The 18,388-nt window shown below is 66.5% G+C and carries 21 protein-coding genes; 7 read left to right on the forward strand and 14 right to left on the reverse strand.

Annotated elements, in window-relative coordinates:
• Positions 1-99 precede the first annotated feature (99 nt).
• The 9 genes from ACH2CY_RS12710 to ACH2CY_RS12750 all read right to left on the reverse strand — a co-directional run bounded on the left by ACH2CY_RS12710 (position 100) and on the right by ACH2CY_RS12750 (position 7,321).
• Positions 100-471 (reverse strand): hypothetical protein, encoded by a 372-nt coding sequence (locus ACH2CY_RS12710; RefSeq protein ID WP_395019551.1) that lies wholly within the window; start codon positions 469-471, stop codon positions 100-102.
• Between the two features lie 314 nt (positions 472-785).
• The gene (locus tag ACH2CY_RS12715) at positions 786-1,184 is read right to left on the reverse strand and encodes a GFA family protein (RefSeq protein ID WP_395019552.1); all 399 of its coding nucleotides are present in this window, start codon (positions 1,182-1,184) and stop codon (positions 786-788) included.
• Entirely contained in the window at positions 1,181-2,320 is a 1,140-nt protein-coding gene (gene rlmN / locus ACH2CY_RS12720; RefSeq protein WP_395019553.1) for a 23S rRNA (adenine(2503)-C(2))-methyltransferase RlmN, read from the reverse strand. Before rlmN ends, ACH2CY_RS12715 begins: the two co-directional genes overlap by 4 nt.
• On the reverse strand, positions 2,317-2,886 hold the full coding sequence (locus ACH2CY_RS12725; protein WP_395019554.1) for an invasion associated locus B family protein: 570 nt from the start codon (positions 2,884-2,886) through the stop codon (positions 2,317-2,319). Before ACH2CY_RS12725 ends, rlmN begins: the two co-directional genes overlap by 4 nt.
• Positions 2,887-2,950: 64 nt before the next feature.
• A complete protein-coding gene (locus ACH2CY_RS12730; RefSeq protein WP_395019635.1) occupies positions 2,951-3,523 on the reverse strand; it encodes an RNA methyltransferase in 573 nt (190 codons plus the stop codon).
• 80 nt (positions 3,524-3,603) lie between these two features.
• Positions 3,604-4,530 (reverse strand): DMT family transporter, encoded by a 927-nt coding sequence (locus ACH2CY_RS12735; RefSeq protein WP_395019555.1) that lies wholly within the window; start codon positions 4,528-4,530, stop codon positions 3,604-3,606.
• A 149-nt stretch (positions 4,531-4,679) separates the two neighbouring features.
• Positions 4,680-5,330: a TetR family transcriptional regulator gene (locus ACH2CY_RS12740; RefSeq protein ID WP_395019556.1), complete on the reverse strand. Its 651-nt coding sequence runs from the start codon at positions 5,328-5,330 to the stop codon at positions 4,680-4,682.
• A 10-nt stretch (positions 5,331-5,340) separates the two neighbouring features.
• Positions 5,341-6,342, reverse strand: a complete 1,002-nt coding sequence (locus ACH2CY_RS12745; RefSeq protein ID WP_395019558.1) for an aldo/keto reductase — start codon at positions 6,340-6,342, stop codon at positions 5,341-5,343.
• A 79-nt stretch (positions 6,343-6,421) separates the two neighbouring features.
• Positions 6,422-7,321, reverse strand: a complete 900-nt coding sequence (locus tag ACH2CY_RS12750) for a LysR family transcriptional regulator (protein ID WP_395019559.1) — start codon at positions 7,319-7,321, stop codon at positions 6,422-6,424.
• A gap of 98 nt (positions 7,322-7,419) precedes the next feature.
• Between ACH2CY_RS12750 and ACH2CY_RS12755 the strand changes: the two genes are divergently transcribed.
• The 6 genes from ACH2CY_RS12755 (at position 7,420) to ACH2CY_RS12780 (ending at position 13,151) form a co-directional block, all read left to right on the forward strand.
• Positions 7,420-8,031 (forward strand): glutathione S-transferase family protein, encoded by a 612-nt coding sequence (locus ACH2CY_RS12755; protein WP_395019562.1) that lies wholly within the window; start codon positions 7,420-7,422, stop codon positions 8,029-8,031.
• Entirely contained in the window at positions 8,028-8,990 is a 963-nt protein-coding gene (locus ACH2CY_RS12760) for a pyridoxamine 5'-phosphate oxidase family protein (RefSeq protein WP_395019564.1), read from the forward strand. The genes ACH2CY_RS12755 and ACH2CY_RS12760 overlap by 4 nt, the downstream gene beginning before the upstream one ends.
• A 109-nt stretch (positions 8,991-9,099) precedes the next feature.
• Positions 9,100-10,332 carry an MFS transporter gene (locus ACH2CY_RS12765; protein ID WP_395019566.1) on the forward strand — a complete coding sequence of 411 codons (1,233 nt, stop codon included), beginning with the start codon at positions 9,100-9,102 and terminating at the stop codon, positions 10,330-10,332.
• A gap of 59 nt (positions 10,333-10,391) precedes the next feature.
• Positions 10,392-11,486 carry an asparaginase gene (locus ACH2CY_RS12770; protein ID WP_395019567.1) on the forward strand — a complete coding sequence of 365 codons (1,095 nt, stop codon included), beginning with the start codon at positions 10,392-10,394 and terminating at the stop codon, positions 11,484-11,486.
• Positions 11,487-12,473 (forward strand): NADPH:quinone oxidoreductase family protein, encoded by a 987-nt coding sequence (locus ACH2CY_RS12775; protein ID WP_395019569.1) that lies wholly within the window; start codon positions 11,487-11,489, stop codon positions 12,471-12,473.
• Positions 12,474-12,563: 90 nt separating this feature from the next.
• Entirely contained in the window at positions 12,564-13,151 is a 588-nt protein-coding gene (locus ACH2CY_RS12780; RefSeq protein WP_395019570.1) for a class I SAM-dependent methyltransferase, read from the forward strand.
• A 3-nt stretch (positions 13,152-13,154) separates the two neighbouring features.
• Here ACH2CY_RS12780 and ACH2CY_RS12785 read toward each other — a convergent pair whose 3' ends face one another.
• On the reverse strand, positions 13,155-13,655 hold the full coding sequence (locus ACH2CY_RS12785) for a DinB family protein (protein ID WP_395019571.1): 501 nt from the start codon (positions 13,653-13,655) through the stop codon (positions 13,155-13,157).
• A gap of 185 nt (positions 13,656-13,840) precedes the next feature.
• Positions 13,841-14,053, reverse strand: coding sequence for a DUF1127 domain-containing protein (locus ACH2CY_RS12790; RefSeq protein WP_395019573.1), 213 nt, complete (start codon positions 14,051-14,053; stop codon positions 13,841-13,843).
• A gap of 151 nt (positions 14,054-14,204) precedes the next feature.
• Between ACH2CY_RS12790 and ACH2CY_RS12795 the strand changes: the two genes are divergently transcribed.
• Complete coding sequence (locus tag ACH2CY_RS12795) at positions 14,205-15,194, forward strand: transcriptional regulator GcvA (RefSeq protein ID WP_395019574.1); 990 nt, start codon at positions 14,205-14,207, stop codon at positions 15,192-15,194.
• Between the two features lie 88 nt (positions 15,195-15,282).
• Here the strand turns inward: ACH2CY_RS12795 and ACH2CY_RS12800 are convergent, their stop codons facing one another.
• The 3 genes from ACH2CY_RS12800 to ACH2CY_RS12810 all read right to left on the reverse strand — a co-directional run bounded on the left by ACH2CY_RS12800 (position 15,283) and on the right by ACH2CY_RS12810 (position 18,309).
• Positions 15,283-16,998, reverse strand: coding sequence for a tetratricopeptide repeat protein (locus tag ACH2CY_RS12800; RefSeq protein ID WP_395019576.1), 1,716 nt, complete (start codon positions 16,996-16,998; stop codon positions 15,283-15,285).
• Between the two features lie 88 nt (positions 16,999-17,086).
• Positions 17,087-17,671, reverse strand: a complete 585-nt coding sequence (locus ACH2CY_RS12805; protein ID WP_395019577.1) for a DUF924 family protein — start codon at positions 17,669-17,671, stop codon at positions 17,087-17,089.
• The gene (locus tag ACH2CY_RS12810; protein WP_395019578.1) at positions 17,671-18,309 is read right to left on the reverse strand and encodes a glutathione S-transferase family protein; all 639 of its coding nucleotides are present in this window, start codon (positions 18,307-18,309) and stop codon (positions 17,671-17,673) included. The genes ACH2CY_RS12805 and ACH2CY_RS12810 overlap by 1 nt, the downstream gene beginning before the upstream one ends.
• Positions 18,310-18,388 lie beyond the last annotated feature (79 nt).

Raw genomic sequence — 18,388 nt, forward strand, 5'->3', positions numbered from 1 at the left:
CGCGGCGTCCGAGGCAAGCGTTGCGTGAACGGAAGGGTCGCTTCCTCGCGAGGCGACCCTTCTTGACGCCGCGAGCGGAAACAAGGACGTAACGGCGCGCTATTCAAACGAAGCTGCTATCCCGAAGACGGCAGCCATGACCAGCACGATCAGGACATAGAAGATCTGGCGCATGGCTACGTCGGATATTCGGCTCGCCAGGCTGGGCCGGCGCAGTTGCGGCGCGGCCGGTACGATCTCGTCATAGGAAGCCGGGTCATCCACGGTCAACCTGATTTCGCGGCGGTTGCGCAGCACCAGCGTCTGCTCCCAGCCGGCATGCTTCGACGTCGCATTGACGATCTCGTCATATGGCCAGCGGTGCAGGCGCCGTCTATTCGAGCCGAAGATGTATAGACCGTCTTCCGCCGCCTGCAGGGTCACCTCGACGTCGCGACCGGCGTTGGGATCGAAGATCCTGGAACCCCACATTCAAACTCTCGCTCAACTCAACGGGACACAACGGCCGGCGGTCATTCTCGCCGACGCAAAGTGCGTCGCCAAGATACACAAGTAGATACTGAGCGCGCGAATAGGGCGCATAGACTTGGGACGGCCGCGCTCGCGCGGAGCTTCAGCGAGGCGATGTCGCAGCGGACAATCCGCGCGCCCTATACTATGATCGCGCCGCTTCCTGAGCTTGTAGGATATCAAACCGGCGCGACCGCAACCCCGACCGGACCTAGACGGCGCGCGAGGATACCCACCAACCCTATCGGGGGTGGGCTTCGTGCTCCATCCAGGCGTCAAGGCAGTTCGTCGTACTGCGGCAGGGCGTCGGTGATCTCGAACCACGGGGCCTTGGAGCCGACGAAGATATGCGCGGTCGGGCGGATCGACGGCGCATCGATCAGCGAGCCCATGGCGACATGGAGATACTTGCCTTCACGCACCACCGAATAGAGCAGTGAGCCGCAGGCCCCGCAGTGGGTGTCGTTGCCTTCAGCGTCGCCATGGACGAGGAGCGCGGCGTCGCCGGCGGTGAGGCGGAGCTTCCCGCGCTTGATGCCCGCGAAAGGCTTGAACGCCGATCCGGTGGTCCGCCGGCATTGCGAGCAGTGACAGATCATGGCGTATTCGAAGGAGTCTTCGACGGTGTATTGCACCGTGTTGCAGAAGCAGGCGCCTCGCAGTTCGCGGCTCATCCCGCCGCTGCGGCGTCCCGCACGCTCTTGCGCTCGCGGATGCTCTCGCTCTTCAGCTGGCCGCAGGCGGCCATGATGTCCTCGCCGCGCGGGGTGCGGACCGGGCTCGCATAGCCGGCGTTGAACACGATCTCGGCGAACTTCGAGATCGCCGCATTGGTCGAGCGCTCGAACGGCGCGCCGGGCCAGGGATTGAACGGGATCAGGTTCACCTTGGCCGGGATGTCCTTGATCAGCTTAACCAGGGCCCGCGCATCGGCCGGGCTGTCGTTGACGTCCTTCAGCATCACATATTCGAAGGTGATGCGCCGCGCGTTGTTCAAGGTCGGGTAATCGCGGCAGGCCTGCATCAGCTCGGCGATCGGATACTTCTTGTTGATCGGCACGATCTTGTCGCGGAGCTCGTCGGTGACCGCATGCAGCGAGATCGCGAGGTTGACGCCGAGCTCGGCGCCGGCGCGTCCGATCATCGGCACCACGCCGGCGGTCGAGAGCGTGATCTTGCGCTTGGAGATCGAGATGCCCTCATGGTCCATCACGATCTTCAGCGCCTTGGCGACGTTATCGTAATTGTAGAGCGGCTCGCCCATTCCCATCATGACGATGTTGGACAAGAGCCGCCCGTCCTGCGGGCTCGGCCATTCGCCCAGCGCGTCGCGCGCGTTCATCACCTGGCCGACGATCTCGCCGGCAGAGAGGTTGCGCACCAGGCGCTGGGTCCCGGTATGGCAGAACTTGCAGGTCAGGGTGCAGCCGACCTGGGAGGAGACGCAGAGCGTGCCGCGATCCTCTTCCGGGATATGCACCGCTTCCGCCTCCTGGCCGTCGCTGAACTTCAGCAGCCATTTGCGGGTGCCGTCGATCGACTCGCGGTCGACGCTGATGCCCGGCCGACCGACCTCGAAACGCTCGGCGAGCGCCGCGCGGAACGGCTTGGCGAGCGAGGTCATCTTCTCGAACTCGGTCTCGCCCCGATGGTAGATCCAGTGCCAGAGCTGACGCGCGCGGAAAGCCGGCTCGCCGATCTCCTGCATCAGCGCGGTCAATTCCTCGCGGCTGAGGCCGACCAGGATCCGCTTGGCGTCGGCCGCCTGCGGCGGTGCCTCGAACACCTCGGCATGATGGGCCGTGCTCATTTGCAGGCCGTCACCGAGGCGTCGTAGGCCTTGCCGAAACCGGTGAGGAAATAGGTGTCGCGCACCTTCTCGCCGTTCTTCGACGTGGCATCGACCACCAGGTAGTTGTAGCGCTTCATCGCGCTGACGATCTGCTTGTCCTGGCCGCCGCTCTCGGCCCAGGCGCGGCCGACGGCGAATTTCTTCAGGGTGAACTTCTTGCCCTTGCCGGCCTTGGCGCCGATCGTCACGACGACGTTCTTGCCGTCCTGCGGCAGGAAGCCGAGCACGATCGAGACTTGGTCCTTGGCCGCCGCGTCGGGCGCCTGGATCACCATCACCGCCGGTGAGCCGCGGCTCTCGACCTTGCCGATCGTGTCCTTGGGCTTGCTCTGGGTGTAGCACATCAGCCGGCCCTTATCCTCGAAGGTATAGGCCTCCCAGGACTTGAAGCTGCCCACTGTCGTGGGGGTCGCCGCCGCCGCCGCCGCGGTGGTGTCCTGCGCCACATCCTGGGCCAGGGTCGGCGCCGAGGCGGCGAGGCTCAGGGCGAAGCCGGCGAGAAGGGATTTGAGAATGATTTCCATCGGCGGGATGTATCAGGTGCGCCGCGGAAAATCCACCCGGGAAAGGCAAAAGTGATCGCCGGAGCTATTCGGGATTGCCCAATGCTTTCAAACGGTTCTTCTTCCAGATCGGGAGGCCGTGGCGATGCTTCTTCTGCTGTGCGGCGCCCCTTAGATTCACGGGTGGGCCGCCGACCCGCACCGGGCGTTCGGCGAAGCGGCCAAGGCTGATCATTCGGTCATACATCACGATGGCGCCGGCGACCGCCAGGTTGACGCAGAACTTGGTCGGGATCTTGACGATGAAATCGCAGCGCTCCTGCAGCGCCGGAGAGAGCGAATCCTGCTCGGCGCCCAGCACATAGGCGGCCGCGACCGGATGGGTGAAGGAGGGCAAGTCGACCGCATCCTCGGTGATCTCGATCCCGATCAGGCGGCAGCCCATCGGTAGCGTGAAGCTGTCGACGCTCTCGTAGAGCTGCACCGGCAGGCTGTGGAAGGCGGCCGAGGTGTCGCTGGCCAGCACGGTCGGCACGTCGAACTCGGCCTTGATGGCGAAGGCGAAGCTGGCGTTGAAGGCATGCGCGGTGCGCAGCACGGCGCCGAGGTTCATCGGCTTTGAAATACCCTCGACCCCGATGCCGAAATAGCCGCGCATCTTCGGCCCCGGCCCGGCCATGGCTTGCGAGGCGCGGTCGCGCTTGTTGTCGCTCTCGTTCATGGCCGGAACATAGCGTGCTAGTCGGCCGGCGCCAGTGGCTTTTCCAGTGGCTTTTCCTGCGGCTTTTCCTTGGGCTGGCGGGTCGCCAGCACCAGGCCGATGACGATCACAACGCTGCCCAGGATCCCGTCCAGGGTCGGCGTCTCATCGAGCAGGAAATAGCCGAGGATGGTCGCGACCACCGGCTGGCCATAGCCCATCAGCGAGGCAAGCCCGGTCGAGACGACTTTGAGGCCGCGGTTGAAGAGGTTGTAGCTGACCAGGGTCAGCACCGCGTAGCCGATCACATAGCCCCAGCCGCGAAGATCTTCCGGCACGCCCCTGGTATCGGGCGCCATCGGCATGACGCCGAGCAGATCGGCGACCACCGGCCAGAACGAGACCACCGCGGCGCCGACCGCGGCCCAGAAGATCAGCCAGAAGGAGACGATCTGGGTATCGTAGATTCGACAGAGTCGCGCGGAAATCAGCAGCGAGCCGGTGTAAAAGAAGGCGGCCGCCACCGCCATCAGATCGCCTTCGACGCTGGAGCCGCCGCTGGAATCGGCATCGGCAACCATGAGCAGCAGGCCGCCGAAGGCGATCAGGCCGCCGATGGCGACGCGCTTGGTGATCCGCTCCTTGAAGATGAGATAGTTCGCGATCGCCGCGATCAGCGGATAGACCATCACCAGGATGGTCCCTTCGAGGATCGTCGTGCGCACCAGCGCTTCGTTCCAGAAGCAGAGATCGCCGGCGAGGCTGAGGCCGGCGAAGGCGGCCCAGGCCATAGCGCGCGGCGGCAGCAGGACCGAGCGGCGGATGAAGAAGAGTGCGATCGGCAGCGCGATGGCGAGGCGCCAGAATGCCGTCGCCGCCGGATCGACCGGGCTGCCGCGCACCAGCACCGGGCCGATACCCGACAGGATAACGGCCAGCACCATCAGATTGATCGCTGCGCGCAAGGCGCCCCCGAATCCCTATTCCCGAGCCGAAGCGGGAATCCCGACTCGGATGTGATTTTTGTCCCGGGGCACAGTCTCGCGCCGATCCGGCCGCGTCAAACAAAAGTTGTCGAGATCACACCCGCATCTGTATGCAGCTTGGGGCCGCGTCAGAGCGTGCCGGCACGCAAGCCCGCGAGCACCAGCTTCAGCACGGCCTTGATCTCCGGCGTGGTGTCGCGGCCGCCGGATTCCTTCACGTGATACGGATGATGGAATCGCGAGGTCGCATTGAGCACGGCGACGGCCGCGGCGTCCGCGTTCTTCACCTTGAAGGCCCCTTGCGCGACGCCGTCGCGGATCAGCTGCGCGATCTGCTGCTGGAGCTCGTCGACATGACTCTCGATCACCGCGCGCGCGTCCTGGGCGATCGCGTGATAGGCGGCGAAGAGCTCGGGATCGTTCAGCACCTTGGCGCGCTTCTGCGCCGCCAGGGTCAGCACCCAGCGCTCCAGCCGCGCGGCGGCATCGCCCTCTTCCGCGACGATCGCCCTGAGCGGCGCCATGATCTTGGCCAGCCACTGCTCGGCGACGGCGTCCTGCAACTCGGACTTGCTGGCGAAATGGCGATAGACGTTGGCGTGGCTCATCTCGAGCGCACGCGCAACGTCCACCACCGAGGTCTTGGCGATCCCGTGCTTGCGCAGCAGATCCTCCGCCGCCGCGAGGATGCGCTCGCGGGTCTCACTGCCTTTGCCTTCAAGTTCACCGTCGGCGTATGCCGACATGCGTCGGCCGGTACGGGTCGCGGGCTTCTTCATACCCTCCTTATCAGGCGGAGCGGCGCTCGCTGTCCAGCATCTGCATCTGCCGGGCGTCATAGCGGGTGCCGGCGACCGCGTCGGCCGGCACCGCGGCCTCGATCTGGGGAAGATCCGCCTTGGAAAGCTTGATATCCGTGGCCTGAACGGCCTCGGCGAGTCGCTTGCGGTTCTTGGTGCCGACCAGCGGGATGATGTCGTCCCCACGGCTGAGCGCCCAGGCGATCGCGAGCTGCGCCGAGCTGACGCCTTTCTCTCTGGCGAGTGTCTCGAGCTGCTGCGCCAGGGTCAGGTTGTTGGCGAGATTCTCGCCCTGGAAACGCGGGGTATGCCCGCGGAAGTCGCCGGGCCGGGAGAAGTCGCTGGCCTTCAACCCGCCGAGCAGGCCGCGGCCGAGCACGCCATAGGCGGTCACCGCGATGCCGAGCTCGCGCAGGGTCGGCAGGATCTCCTGTTCGATGCCGCGGGTCATCAATCCGTATTCGATCTGCAGGCCGGCAATCGGGTGCACCTTGTGCGCCCGGCGGATCGTCGCGGCGCCCATCTCGGAAAGGCCGATATGGCGGATGTATCCGGCCTTCACCAGCTCGGCGACCGCGCCGACGGTTTCCTCGATCGGCACCGCGGGATCCAGTCGCGCCGGCATGTAGAGATCGATGTAATCGGTGTTGAGCCGCTTCAGCGAATACGCCACCGCGGTCTTCACCGCCGCCGGCCGCGTATCGAACCCGATAAAAGAACCGTCCGGCGCACGCTGCGCGCCGAATTTCACCTGGATGAAGGCGCGTTCGCGTTTGCTGCCCTTGAGCGCCTCGCGCAGCAGCAGCTCGTTATGGCCCATGCCGTAGAAGTCGCCGGTGTCGAAGAGGGTGATGCCTGCTTCGAGCGCGGCATCGATGGTGGCGAGGCTCTCCTTGTCGTCGGCCGGGCCGTAAAAGTCCGACATGCCCATGCAGCCGAGACCGATCGCGGAGACGAGTGGCCCGTTCGAGCCGAGACGACGCTGTTCCATGAGAAGCTCCTCTGGGGAAACTGACGAGTGACAAATTATGTAATCTGTCACTTTCGTCAAGAGGGGCCCTCTAACTTTTTTATGGGGCGAATTTTTCCCGCAAGCTGCCGACCGCACGGTCGATGAACAGCCGGGCCTTGATGGCGAGGTGCCGCCCGGCCGGGTGGACGATGTGGACCGGGACCGGGGGTTGCGGCTCGTCCTCCAGCACCCGGACCAGCTTCCCCTCGGCCTCGGCAATGGCGGTCTGGTATGACAGCAGCCGGACGATGCCGCCGCCGGCCACCGCGGCATCGAGCGCCGCCTGGACCGAGTTCACCGCCAGCTTCGGCTGGATCGGGACCGAGACGGTCTGGCCGCGGCGCTCGAAATTCCAGCGGTCGGCGACCGGGCGGACGCCCGTGGTGGCGATGACGGCGTGGCGGCTGAGGTCCTGGACCCGGCGGGGCAGGCCATGGGCAGCGACATAATCCGGGCTGGCGCAGCAGATCCGCTGCACCTCGCCGACCAGGACCGCCTGTAGGCTGGAATCCGGCAGCTGCGCGATCCGAAGCCCCAGATCGATGCCCTCGTCGATATAGGAGACGATGCGGTTCAACAGCAGCAGCGAGACATCGACCTGCCGGTACTCGGCCATATAGGCCTGCACGATCGGCAGGATGTGCAGTCGCCCGAACATCTCCGGCGCGGTCACGGTCAGCAGTCCCTGCGGCACCTGCTGCTCGCCTGCCGCCGAGAGCTCCAGCTCGGAAAACTCGGCCAGCGCCCTTCGCGCCCGCTCGAGATAGCGGGCGCCGGCATCGGTCATCGCGACCGCCCGGGTGGTGCGGTTGAACAGGCGGATTCCCAGCCGGTCTTCCAGGCCGGCCACCGCCCGGGTCATCGCCGCCGGCGAGCGCCCGAGCTGCCGCGACGCGCCGACGAAGCTGCCGGCCTCGGCCACGGCGACGAAGATTTCGACGGCTTCCAGGCGATCCATGATTAATGCGAAATATGAAATAGAGAAGGCCAGATTAAGCCATTTATAGCCCAATCAGAAATAATAAATATGGAGCTTCCGCAGACCTGGAGACCACCATGCGCCCGACCCGACCGATCACCCTCTACGGCTTCAAGCTTTCCGGCCATTCGCACCGGGCGGAGTTGATGCTCCGGCTCCTCGACCTGCCCTTCACCTTCCAGCCGATCGACCTCGCCGGCGGCGAGCAGCGGGGCGAGCGGTTCCTGAAGCTCAATCCTTTCGCGACTGTGCCGGTGATCGACGATGCCGGGACGGTGGTCGCGGATTCGGTCGCGATCCTGGTCTATCTCGCCAGCCGCTATGACCCGGACCGCGCCTGGCTGCCGACCGACCCGGCGGCGGCGGCCGAGGTTCAGCGCTGGCTCTCGGTGGCGCAGGGCTGGCTGGCCTTCGGCCCGGCCCGGGCCCGGGTCATCCTGAAGTTCGGCGGCAAATACGATCTCGCCGCGGCCCAGGCTTTGGCCGAGCGCCTGTTCCAGATCCTGGAGGCGACGCTCAAGGACCGCGCCTTCCTGGTCGGCGACCGCGCCACCCTCGCCGACATTGCGCTCTACAGCTACACGTCGGTTGCGCCCGAGGGCGGCATCGCGCTCGAGTCCTATCCCGCCATCCAGGCCTGGCTGCAGCGGGTCGAAGCCTTGCCGCATTTCGAAGGAATGCCGCGATGATCGCCTCTGTGAACCCGGGCACCTGGCATGACGGCGAGCGCGCGGCGCAGGCGCGGGTCGGCACCGACGAGCATATGGCGGCGATCGGGCCGAAGGTCATTCGCGACTTCATGCCCGACCAGCACCGCCAGTTCTTCGAGCAGCTGCCTTTCATCGTAGTGGGCTCGCTCGACGCCGGGCAGCGGCCCTGGGCGTCAATCCTCTCTGGCCTGCCCGGCTTCGCCAGCAGCCCGCACCCGCGGCGGCTGGAGATCGAGGCCAACCCGCTGCCGGGCGACCCCCTGGGCGATGCACTGGAAGTCGGCAACACGCTCGGCTTTCTCGGCATCGAGCTGCCGACCCGGCGCCGCAACCGCATGAACGGCCATGTGGTGGCGCGCGACATGGCGGGCTTCGCGGTCCATGTGCGCGAGAGCTTCGGGAACTGCCCTCAATACATCCAGCGCCGCGACTACACCGCCTTCACGCCGCAGGCCGGCGCGGTCGAAGCCTTCGCGGGCCTGCCCACAGAAGCCGCCGATCTCATCCGCCGCGCCGACACGATGTTCGTCGCCTCGGCGGCCCCTCTTAAGGACGCCAAGTCTCGCGAGGACGGAAAATACAGCATCGATGTCTCGCATCGCGGCGGCCAGCCGGGCTTTCTCGGCCTCGATCGTGAGGGCGCGATCGTGGTGCCAGATTTCCGCGGCAACGGATTTTTCCAGACCATCGGCAACCTCATCGCCTACCCGCGGGCCGGCCTGCTGATCCCCGACTTCGCGACCGGCGACCTGCTGCAGGTGACCGGCACGGCGGAAGTCGTCTGGGATGGCCCCGAGGTCGAAGCCTTTCCCGGCGCCGACCGGCTCTGGAAGGTGAGGGTGGAATCCGGCCGCTGGCTGCGCGCCGGCTTCCCCTTGCGGTTCGGTGCGCCCGAACTGTCGCCGCGCTCGCTGGCGGTGGGGGTCTACGGCGGCTGAGGTTGCGCCGAACGCAACGCTGATCACCGGTCGTTGCGGTTGTCCGGCCGTCATGCGGCGGCGAACATGGGCGGTCCTGCCGCAGTGATCCCAGCCGGAGTAAGCCCGCGTGAGCAATTTGGCCGCAACCGCCGATCGGAGCGATGCGGAGAAGACCGCCTTGGCCGTCCTGGGCGCGATCAGCTTCAGCCATCTGCTGAACGACATGATGCAGTCGCTGATCCCGTCGATCTACCCGATCCTGAAGAGCGAATACACGCTGTCCTTCGCCCAGATCGGCCTGATCACGCTCACCTTCCAGATCACCGCTTCGCTGCTGCAGCCGGTGGTCGGCTACACCACCGACAAGAAGCCGCGGCCTTTCGCGCTGCCGGTCGGCATGGGCTGCACCTTGGTCGGGCTGCTGTTGCTGGCCTTCGCCGGCAGCTACCCGATCCTGCTGGTCGGCGCGGCGATGGTCGGCATGGGTTCCTCGATCTTCCATCCGGAATCCTCGCGCGTGGCGCGGCTCGCCTCCGGCGGCCGGCATGGGCTCGCGCAATCGATCTTCCAGGTCGGGGGCAATGTCGGCTCCGCGATCGGCCCGTTGATGGCGGCCTTCATCATCCTGCCGCATGGCCAGGCGAGCCTCGCCTGGTTCTCCGGCGCGGCCTTGGTTGCGATGGCCGTGCTCTATGGTGTCGCCAGCTGGTACCAGGCGCATCGCAAGGCCCGCGCCGCGAAGCCGCGCGCCGACTATGTGCCGCCGCAGCTCAGCAAGCGGCAGGTCGTCGGCGCCCTGCTGGTGCTGCTGGCGCTGATCTTCTCCAAGTTCTTCTACACCGAGAGCTTGCGCAGCTATTACACCTTCTACCTGATCGACCGTTTCGACGTGTCGGTGCAGACCTCGCAGATCTTCCTCTTCGTCTTCCTCGGCGCCTTCGCCGCGGGCACGCTGGCGGGCGGGCCGATCGGCGACATGATCGGGCGGAAGCGCGTGATCTGGTTCTCGATCCTGGGGCCGCTGCCCTTCACCCTGCTGCTGCCGCATGTCGGCCTGTTCTGGACCGTGGCGCTGACCGTGGTGATCGGCGTGATCCTGTCCTCGGCCTTCTCCGCGATCCTGGTCTATGCCCAGGAACTGGTGCCCGGCCGCGTCGGCATGATCGCGGGCCTGTTCTTCGGCCTCGCTTTCGGCATGGGTGGCATCGGCGCCGCGGTGCTGGGCGCGCTCGCCGACCGGACCAGCGTCGAGTTCGTCTACTCGGTCTGTGCCTGGCTGCCGGCGATCGGCCTGCTGACGGTACTGCTGCCCAATCTCGAAACCGCGCGGCAGCGCAGTCGGAAGGCGGCACAAAGCTGAGCTTGCGCGGCGGCGCGGCACATTCCATGGTGCAGCCCTGAAATGCCTCAGGACGCACCATGGCCGACGAACACCATCATCACCACGACCATCACCACCCGGTTCATCCCGCGCCGCAGTTCCGCGACCTGCCCGCGGTGCCGAGCGACGGCAGCCCGATCCGGATCGACGTCTGGCGCGGCAACCTGATCGAGAGCCAGCACGAGGTGCATGGCGCGGTGGTCGATTCCCATGGCGGGGTGATCGCCGCCTGGGGCGATTTCGAGGCGCCGATCTACGGCCGCTCGGCGATCAAGCCGCTGCTGGCGCTGCTGCTGGTCGAATCCGGCGCCGCCGACAAGTACCAGCTCGGCGACCGCGAGATCGCGCTGGCCTGTGCCTCGCACAACGGCGAGCCCGGCCATGTCGATGCGGTGAAGGCCTGGCTCGGCAAGGTCGGCCTCACCGTCGACGATCTCGAATGCGGCCCGCAGGCGCCGAGCCACGAGCCGGCCTTGCGTGCGATGTACGAAGCGCATGAAGGCCCGACCCGCGAACGCAACAACTGCTCGGGCAAGCATACGGGCTTCCTCACCGCCGCGGTGCATCTCGGCTTCCCGACCAAGGGCTATATTCAGTACGAGCATCCGCTGCAGCAGCGCCTGGTCGGCATCCTCGAGCAGATGTCCGGCTTCAGCTTGACCGGCGTCCCGCGCGGCATCGACGGCTGCGGCATCCCGACCATCGCCTTCCCGATCGGCCATCATGCCTTTGCCATGGCGCAGTTCGCCGACCCGCATCATCTGCCCGATGCGCGGGCCGAGGCCTGCCGCCGCATTGCCAAGGCGATGACGGGCGAGCCCTGGTATGTCGCCGGCACCAACCGCTACTGCACCCAGGTGATGGAAGTCACCGGCGCCAAGGCCGCGATCAAGACCGGTGCCGAAGGCGTCTACATGGGGGCACTCCCGGAGCATGGCCTCGGCATCTGTCTCAAAGTCGCCGACGGCGGCGGCCGCGCCTCGGAAGTGGCGATGGGCGCGGTGCTGCGGCATCTCGGCGTCATCGACGAGGCCGCCGAGGCGAAGCTGCGAGCGGTGATCGAGCCGGCGGTCAAGAACTGGGCCGGCACGGTCACCGGCAAGATCGCGCCCGGCACCGAGGCGCGCTTCTAGATGCGCGCATTGCAATGCCAGGCGCTCGGCAAGCCTTCTGATCTGAAGCTGGTCGAGATTCCCGATCTGCCGTCACCGCAGGCCGGCGAGATCAAGGTGAAGGTCGCGTCGGCGGGGCTGAACTTCGCCGATACGCTGATGATCGCCGGTCAGTATCAGCAGAAGCCCGAGTTGCCGTTCACGCCGGGGCTGGAGCTTGCCGGCACGGTGCTCGAAATCGGTTCCGGCGAGACGCGCATCAAGGTCGGTGATCCGGTGATGGCGGCGGTCGATCACGGCGGCTTCGCCGAACAGGCGATCGTGCGCGCCGCGGATGCGATGCCGATTCCCTCCGGCATGGATCCGGTGGTGGCGGGTGGCTTCGTCATCGCCTATGGCACCTCCTATGGCGCGCTGGTCTGGAAGGCGCGGCTCCAGGAGGGCGAGCTGCTGCTGGTGCATGGCGCCGCCGGCGGTGTCGGCCTGACCGCGGTCGAGATCGGCAAGGCGCTGGGCGCCAGGGTGATCGCGACGGCGGGCGGCGCCGACAAATGCGCGGTTGCCCGCGAACACGGCGCCGATTGGACCATCGACTACAAGGCAGAGAATGTCCGCGACCGGGTGAAGGCGATCGCCGCCGCGCTCGGGCGCGAGGGCGCCGACGTGGTCTACGATCCGGTCGGCGGCGAAATCTTCGATGCCTCGCTGCGCTGCGTCGCCTGGGGCGCGCGGCTGCTGGTGGTCGGCTTCGCCGCCGGGCAGGTCCAGAAGATTCCGGCCAATATCCTGCTGGTGAAAAATATCGACGCCCAGGGCTTCTATTGGGGCTCCTACCGCCGCCATCAGCCAGCGCTGATCGGGGATTGCTTCGCGGGCCTGGCCCGGATGCATGCCGGAGGGCGGCTAAAGCCGCATATTTCCCACCGATTCGATCTGGCAAATTTTGCTCAAGCTTTCGATATCCTGGTAACGCGCAAATCCACCGGGAAGGTCGTGCTCACCACCTGACCGAAGCCTTACCGGCGTCAGGGTCTTGCACCCCGCCCCGACTTGGCTAGGATGCGCCCAAGAATGAGCACCAAGAATCGGCCGGGTTAAATGCTCTCTGAATCGCGCCTGCTGCTGAAGCTCTGGCTGAAGAATCCGCTGAAGATCGGGGCTGTTGCCGCGAGCAGCCCGGAGCTTGCCGCGGCCATGGCCCGGCATATTCCGCTGGGGAGCGAAGGCTATGTGGTCGAGCTCGGCGGGGGCACCGGACCGGTGACCCGCGCCATCCTCGATACCGGCCTGCCGCCCGATCGCCTGATCGTGGTCGAGCGCGATCCGGTCTTGCACCGGCATCTGGCGGCGCGCTATCCGACCGTGCGGGTGCTGCAGGGCGATGCCATGCATCTCCAGCAACTGCTGCGCCGCGAGGGCATCCATCAGGTGAAGTGCATCGTCTCCAGCCTGCCGCTGCTCTCGATGAAGAAGGCGATCCAGCACCGCATCGGCGCGCAGGCCTTCGCCGTGCTCGAGCCCGGCGCGCCCTTCATCCAGTTCACCTATGGTTTGTTCTCGCCTTTGAACCGCCGCCTGCTCGGCGTCAGCGGCACGGTCGAGGACCGCGTGCTGCAGAACCTGCCGCCGGCCAGCGTCTGGCTCTACCGCAAGAGCGGGCGCAACCACCACGCCGAAGCGGCTTAGGCCCTACGCCTCTTTATCCTCATAAATGAAATAAACCAGATCCAGCGGCGGCGGTGCCACGCGGGTCGACGAGATCATCGCATGCGCCTGGCCACGATGGTGGGTCTGGTGGTTGAAGAAATGCGCCAGCACCGGCAGCATCTCCGATGATTTCGGCTCGCCCGCGGTGTTCTTGTATTCGAACACGGAATCGATCCGCGCCTGCGGCAGCTCGCGGAAGAAGGCGATGATGCGCTGGTCCTCCGCCTCGCGCGCGGCGGTGAGTTCCGCGAAATCTTCGTAGGGCGCTTCGTCCAGCCGCTTGTGATCGGAGAGCTTGCCGACGAAGCGGCCCATCCAGATGCGGTCGGTAACCACCATGTGGTTGAGGGTCTTCGCGATCGAGGGGAAGAAGCCGCTGCGCGGCGCGTGAATCTCTTCGGGCTCGAGCTGTGCCACCACGCCGTAGATGCGGCGATTGGCCCAGCGGTTGTAGCGCGCCATGCGCTCGAAATGTGCTTTCATCCCCACAACTCCCGAACGAAATCAGCAGGCAATTATTCCGGCAAGTTCTTCAGGCCGGATCAAAACAGATTCGCCCCCGATCCCCAACCGCGACTCTCGGGAGCAGTCGCGGTTGGGTTCGAGGGAGAGCAGATGGAAGAACGGAAATCCCAGTCATCGAAAATCCCAGTCGATCGGGACCGGTGTTACGCCTTCCAGAACGGCTTCACGTATTCGGCGTCCACCTCGGCGCGGCTGACTCCGATGTCGTGCAGGATGTAGTCCGGCATTTGGTAGAGGTGGCTGCGGGCGCGGCGGCGCTCCGACCATTCGGAGACCCGGTTGAACAGGCCAACCAGGCCTTCACCGATATAGGAATTGCGACGCGTGCTACCCAGATTGCTGATGACCTGTGCCATGATTTCCCTCACATCTCACGGGGACCTGACCGGGAGTGGCCGTTGCCCTTGGCCTTAACCTGTGCTTGAAATGCGGATGGCACAAATGATCGTTTCTAACTTGTTCTGTTAGACAACCTCACAAGTCGGGAGCCCGGGTAAGTCCCTGATCATGGCCGCTTTTCCGCCCCTCAAAGCCGTTCGCTACTTCGAGAGTGCCGCTCGGCACCTCAGTTTCTCGAAGGCGGCGGAGGAGCTCAACGTCACCCATTCGGCGATCAGCCACCAGATCAAGGCGCTCGAGGAATGGGTCGGCCAGCCGCTGTTCGACCGCACCGGCCGCGCGCTGCGCCTGACCGAGGCCGGCCGCCAGTTCCTGCCGCCGGTCCGGAGCGCCTTCCAGCAATTGGCGGATGCGGCGCAGGATCTCCGCCAGCTCTGCCATGGCGGACCGCTGACGGTGAGCGTGCTCCCGTCGCTCGCCTCGAAATGGCTGGTGCCGCGGCTGTTCGACTTCCGCGCCCGGCATCCGGAGATCGAAGTCAGGATCTCGGCGACCGAACGCGTCGAGCAGATCGGGCAGGGCGGTATCGACATCGCGATCCGCTACGGCCGCGGCAAATGGCCGAACGTCGATTCCGAGCTGCTGCTGAAGGACGATCTCTTTCCGATCGTCAGTCCGGCGCTGCTGAGCGGTGAGCAGAAGCTCAAGGAGCCGCGCGATCTCGCCAACTTCACCTTGCTCTCGGACACGACCTGGCAGGCGGCGCAGTTCGATTTCTGGCAGCAATGGCTGGAACATGCCGGCGTCACCGGCTTGGAATTGAAGTCCGGCGGCTTCGCCTTCAACTACTCGAACCTGCTGATCCAGGCGGCGATCGACGGGCTGGGCGTCGCGCTCGGCAACACCATGCTGGCCAGCGACGACTTGAAGGCCGGGCGACTGATCCGGCCGTTCGACATCTCGGTGCCCTTGGACACCGGCTATTACGTGGTCTATGTGCGCGACGCGCTGAAGCGGCCGAAGATCAAGGCCTTCCGCGACTGGGTCATCGACCAGGTGGCACCCTTCCGCGCCGAGATGTCACCGGAAAGCGAGAAGCTCGGCGAAGCGCTCGGCCAGAAACTCGGCAAGAAGCTCGACGGCGCGCCCGTCCAGTAGAAGACAAGACCGCGATCTCTCTCCGGCGACACGAGATGCCAGGATCAACCCCCGGACTGTGATCCGGGGGCGGGCATGACGATTAGATTCAGTGATCGAACAGCGCGGGCTCTTTCGGGCTGCGCGCCGGCACCGCGAGATCGGTGGTTGCGACCGGCGCGGCCGCCGGTTCCGCCGCGGGCGCGGCGGGTGGTGCCGACTGCACCTCCGGCGTCGGCGTCGGCACGACCGCGGCGGCGGTGGTCGGTTCGGGCGCAGGTGCCGGTGCTGCCGGCAGCGTTTCCTGGGTCACGTTGCTGGCAGCCGGCGTGGCGGGTTCGGGTGCTGGTGCCGGCGTCGGTGCGGTCGCCACTTCGGTGCCCGTGAAGTCCGGTACCGGTGCGGGCGGCGTCACCGACGTCGCGGCCGGTTGCGGCGCGGGTGCTGCGGCCGTCGCGGCCGGTGCCGGCTGCTGCAAATCCAGCGGCTGGGTGGTGGCCTGCGCCGGTGCGGGCATCGGTGTCGGTGCGGTCGAAGGCACCGGCTGCAATTCCAGCGGCTCGGTGACCGTGGCGCTGGCGACCGGCGCCGGTGCGGGCGCAGGCGCCGGTTCCGGAAGCGGGGCCGCGGCGACGGTCGGCTCAGCCGGAGCGGGAGCCGGCGCAGGCGCCGGTGCCGGTGCGGGTTCAGGCGCTGGCGCAGCGGCGACGGCCGGTGCTGGTGCGGGTGCCGGCTGCGGTGCAGGCGCAGGCTCGGCGGCAGCGACCGGAGCCGGCGCTGGCGCCGGTTCTGCGGCGGGCGCGGGTGCCGGGACCGGCTCGGCCGGCGGTGTTGCCGCGGCGGTCGCGCTGCCCGGCAAAGCATTCGGGTCGCGCGGCTGCCAGGCCGCCGCCTGGGCCTTGGCGCGCACCACGTCGGTCGGGTTCATGTTGGCTTCGAGTGCCGCCGCGCGGGTGGCGCCTTCCGCGGTGCCATTGGCCGCGGCGAGATCGTACCAGGTATGGGCCTGCACCAGGTCCTGCGGCACGCCCTTGCCCTCGGCATAGAGCTGGCCCAAGGCCAGCATCGACGGGCCGTCCTTGGCATTGGCCGCGGTCTGGAAGTGGTCCATCGCCTGGATGTAGTCGGGCTGGCCGGTATAACCCGCCTTGAACAGCAGGCCGAGATTGTATTCGGCTTCGGTGCTCCCCAGCGCCGCGGCCTTCTGGAACCAGTCATGGGCGGTCTTGGCATTGCGGGTCACCGCATTGCCCTTCAGATACATGACGCCGATCTCGTTCAGCGCCGCACCGGTGCCGGCCTTCTCGAAATAGCTGACGGCGAGGCGGCCGTCTGGCTTCAGCCCCTGGCCGCCGTCGCGGAACAGATAGGCGAGCTTCATCGCTGCCTTGGGATGGCCGAGATCGGAGGCGCGCACGTACCAGCCGGCCGCCTGCTGCATATCCTGCGGCACGCCCCGGCCGCTCTCGTAGAGCAGGCCCAGCGAATATTGCGCATACATCTGCGAGCCCTGGATCAGCTGCGCGGCATTGGGGCCGAGCGCGGTGCCGTCGAACTTGGGCGCCAGGTCGAGCTCGGCCGCAATCCGGTAATAGGTGGCCGCCTGCTGGTAATCCGGCGCACCCGCGGAGCCCGACTCATAGAGCCGCCCGAGATTATAGGCGGCGACCGGATTGCCGAGCTTCGCCTCCTCGTCCAGCAGCGGGATCGCCGCGGCGAAGTCCCCGGCCTCCAGCGCGGCCTCGGCGGCGCGATAGTCCGCGTATGCAGGTCCGAACGCAAGCAGGCTGATGGCGGTGGCGAGGAGCAGCGATGAACGGCGCATTTGGGGTCCCAAAACCTGAAGATCGCGCGAAATCTAGCCCATGGACGGGCCCGTTGCCAGGGCAGGATTTGCCAGCCTTTTACGGGATTTAGAAGGAGGAGAGCGGCTCCTTCAGGAAGGCCTCTTCCTCCGGCGTCGAAACCCGCCCGAGGCAGAGATTGCGGTGCGGATAGCGGCCGAAGCGGAAGATGATCTCGGCATGCCGGGCGGCGTAGAGCAATTGCACGGCGGCATCGACATTGTGCTCGTCCCGGCATTCGACGGCGAGGGCGCTGAACAGCGCCAGGCCGCGCTTATGGACCTTGGGGTCCTCGCTGTGCTCGAACGGCAGATAGGTGAAGCGCCGCTCGACGAAGCTCAAGTCGCGGTCGAGACCGGCGTCCACCATCTGCTCGGCGATGGCCAGCGCGCGGGCGTCGCCGGCGAAGGCTTGCGGGCTGCCGCGATAGATGTTGCGCGACATCTGGTCGATCAGGATGACCAGCGCGAGCGCGCCCTTCGGCGTTGCCCGCCATTCCTCGAAACCGTCGTCCTGCGCCGCCGCCACCGCATCGCCGAAGCGCTCGCGGATCTCGGCGTCGAAAGCCTCGTCGCGTTCGAAGCAGAGTCGCTGGACGCGCTCGGAGAACCAGAAGTCGAGCACGTCTTCAGCCTTCAATCCGGGAGGGCGCATCACGCCGCCTGGTTCACCGCGGCGATGCGCTGAATGGCGGGGCGGGCCATCACCAGATCGGCGAGCCGCTTCACGCTGGGGAAGCGGCGATAGGTTTCCGGGCAGCAATCCTGCCAAAGCGAAAGCATGGTGCAGAAGATATCGGCGGCGGAGTAACGGTCGCCGAGCAGGTAGGGGCCTTTGGTCCGGAGATGCGCGTCGATCCGGCTCCAGACCGCGGCGACTTCCTCCATCGCCTTGTTCACCACGGCCTCGCCATCGCCCGTAGTGTGGCGGTCCGGGTAATAGTAGCGCAGCATCGCCGGCTGCAGCGTGTTGGTGAGATGCGTGAGCCACATGTAGAAATGCCCGCGCGCCAGCTCGTCGGTCTTCGGCGCCAGGCCGGCGGCCGGATGGCGATCGGCGATCAGCATGCACATGGCGGCGGATTCGATCATGGTGAAGTTGCCCCCGTCGGATCCATTGGCGACGATCAGGGTCGGCACCTTGCCGTTGGGATTGAGCGCCAGGTATTCCGGTGTCTGGTGCTCGCCCTTGCCGGTATCGACCAGCTTCAGGGTATAGGCGGCGCCCGCTTCCTCGAGGCAGCAATGCGGCGCCATCGAGGCCGAGCCCGGCGACCAATAGAGTGTGTACATGGATGCTCCCTGTCAGGTCCGCGTCAGGTTGCGCGGCCATTCTTCGTGGCCGATCCGAAACGGCCGGCGACTCGGAGCT

This window comes from Dongia sp., assembly GCF_041905885.1.
Classification (GTDB): domain Bacteria; phylum Pseudomonadota; class Alphaproteobacteria; order Dongiales; family Dongiaceae; genus Dongia.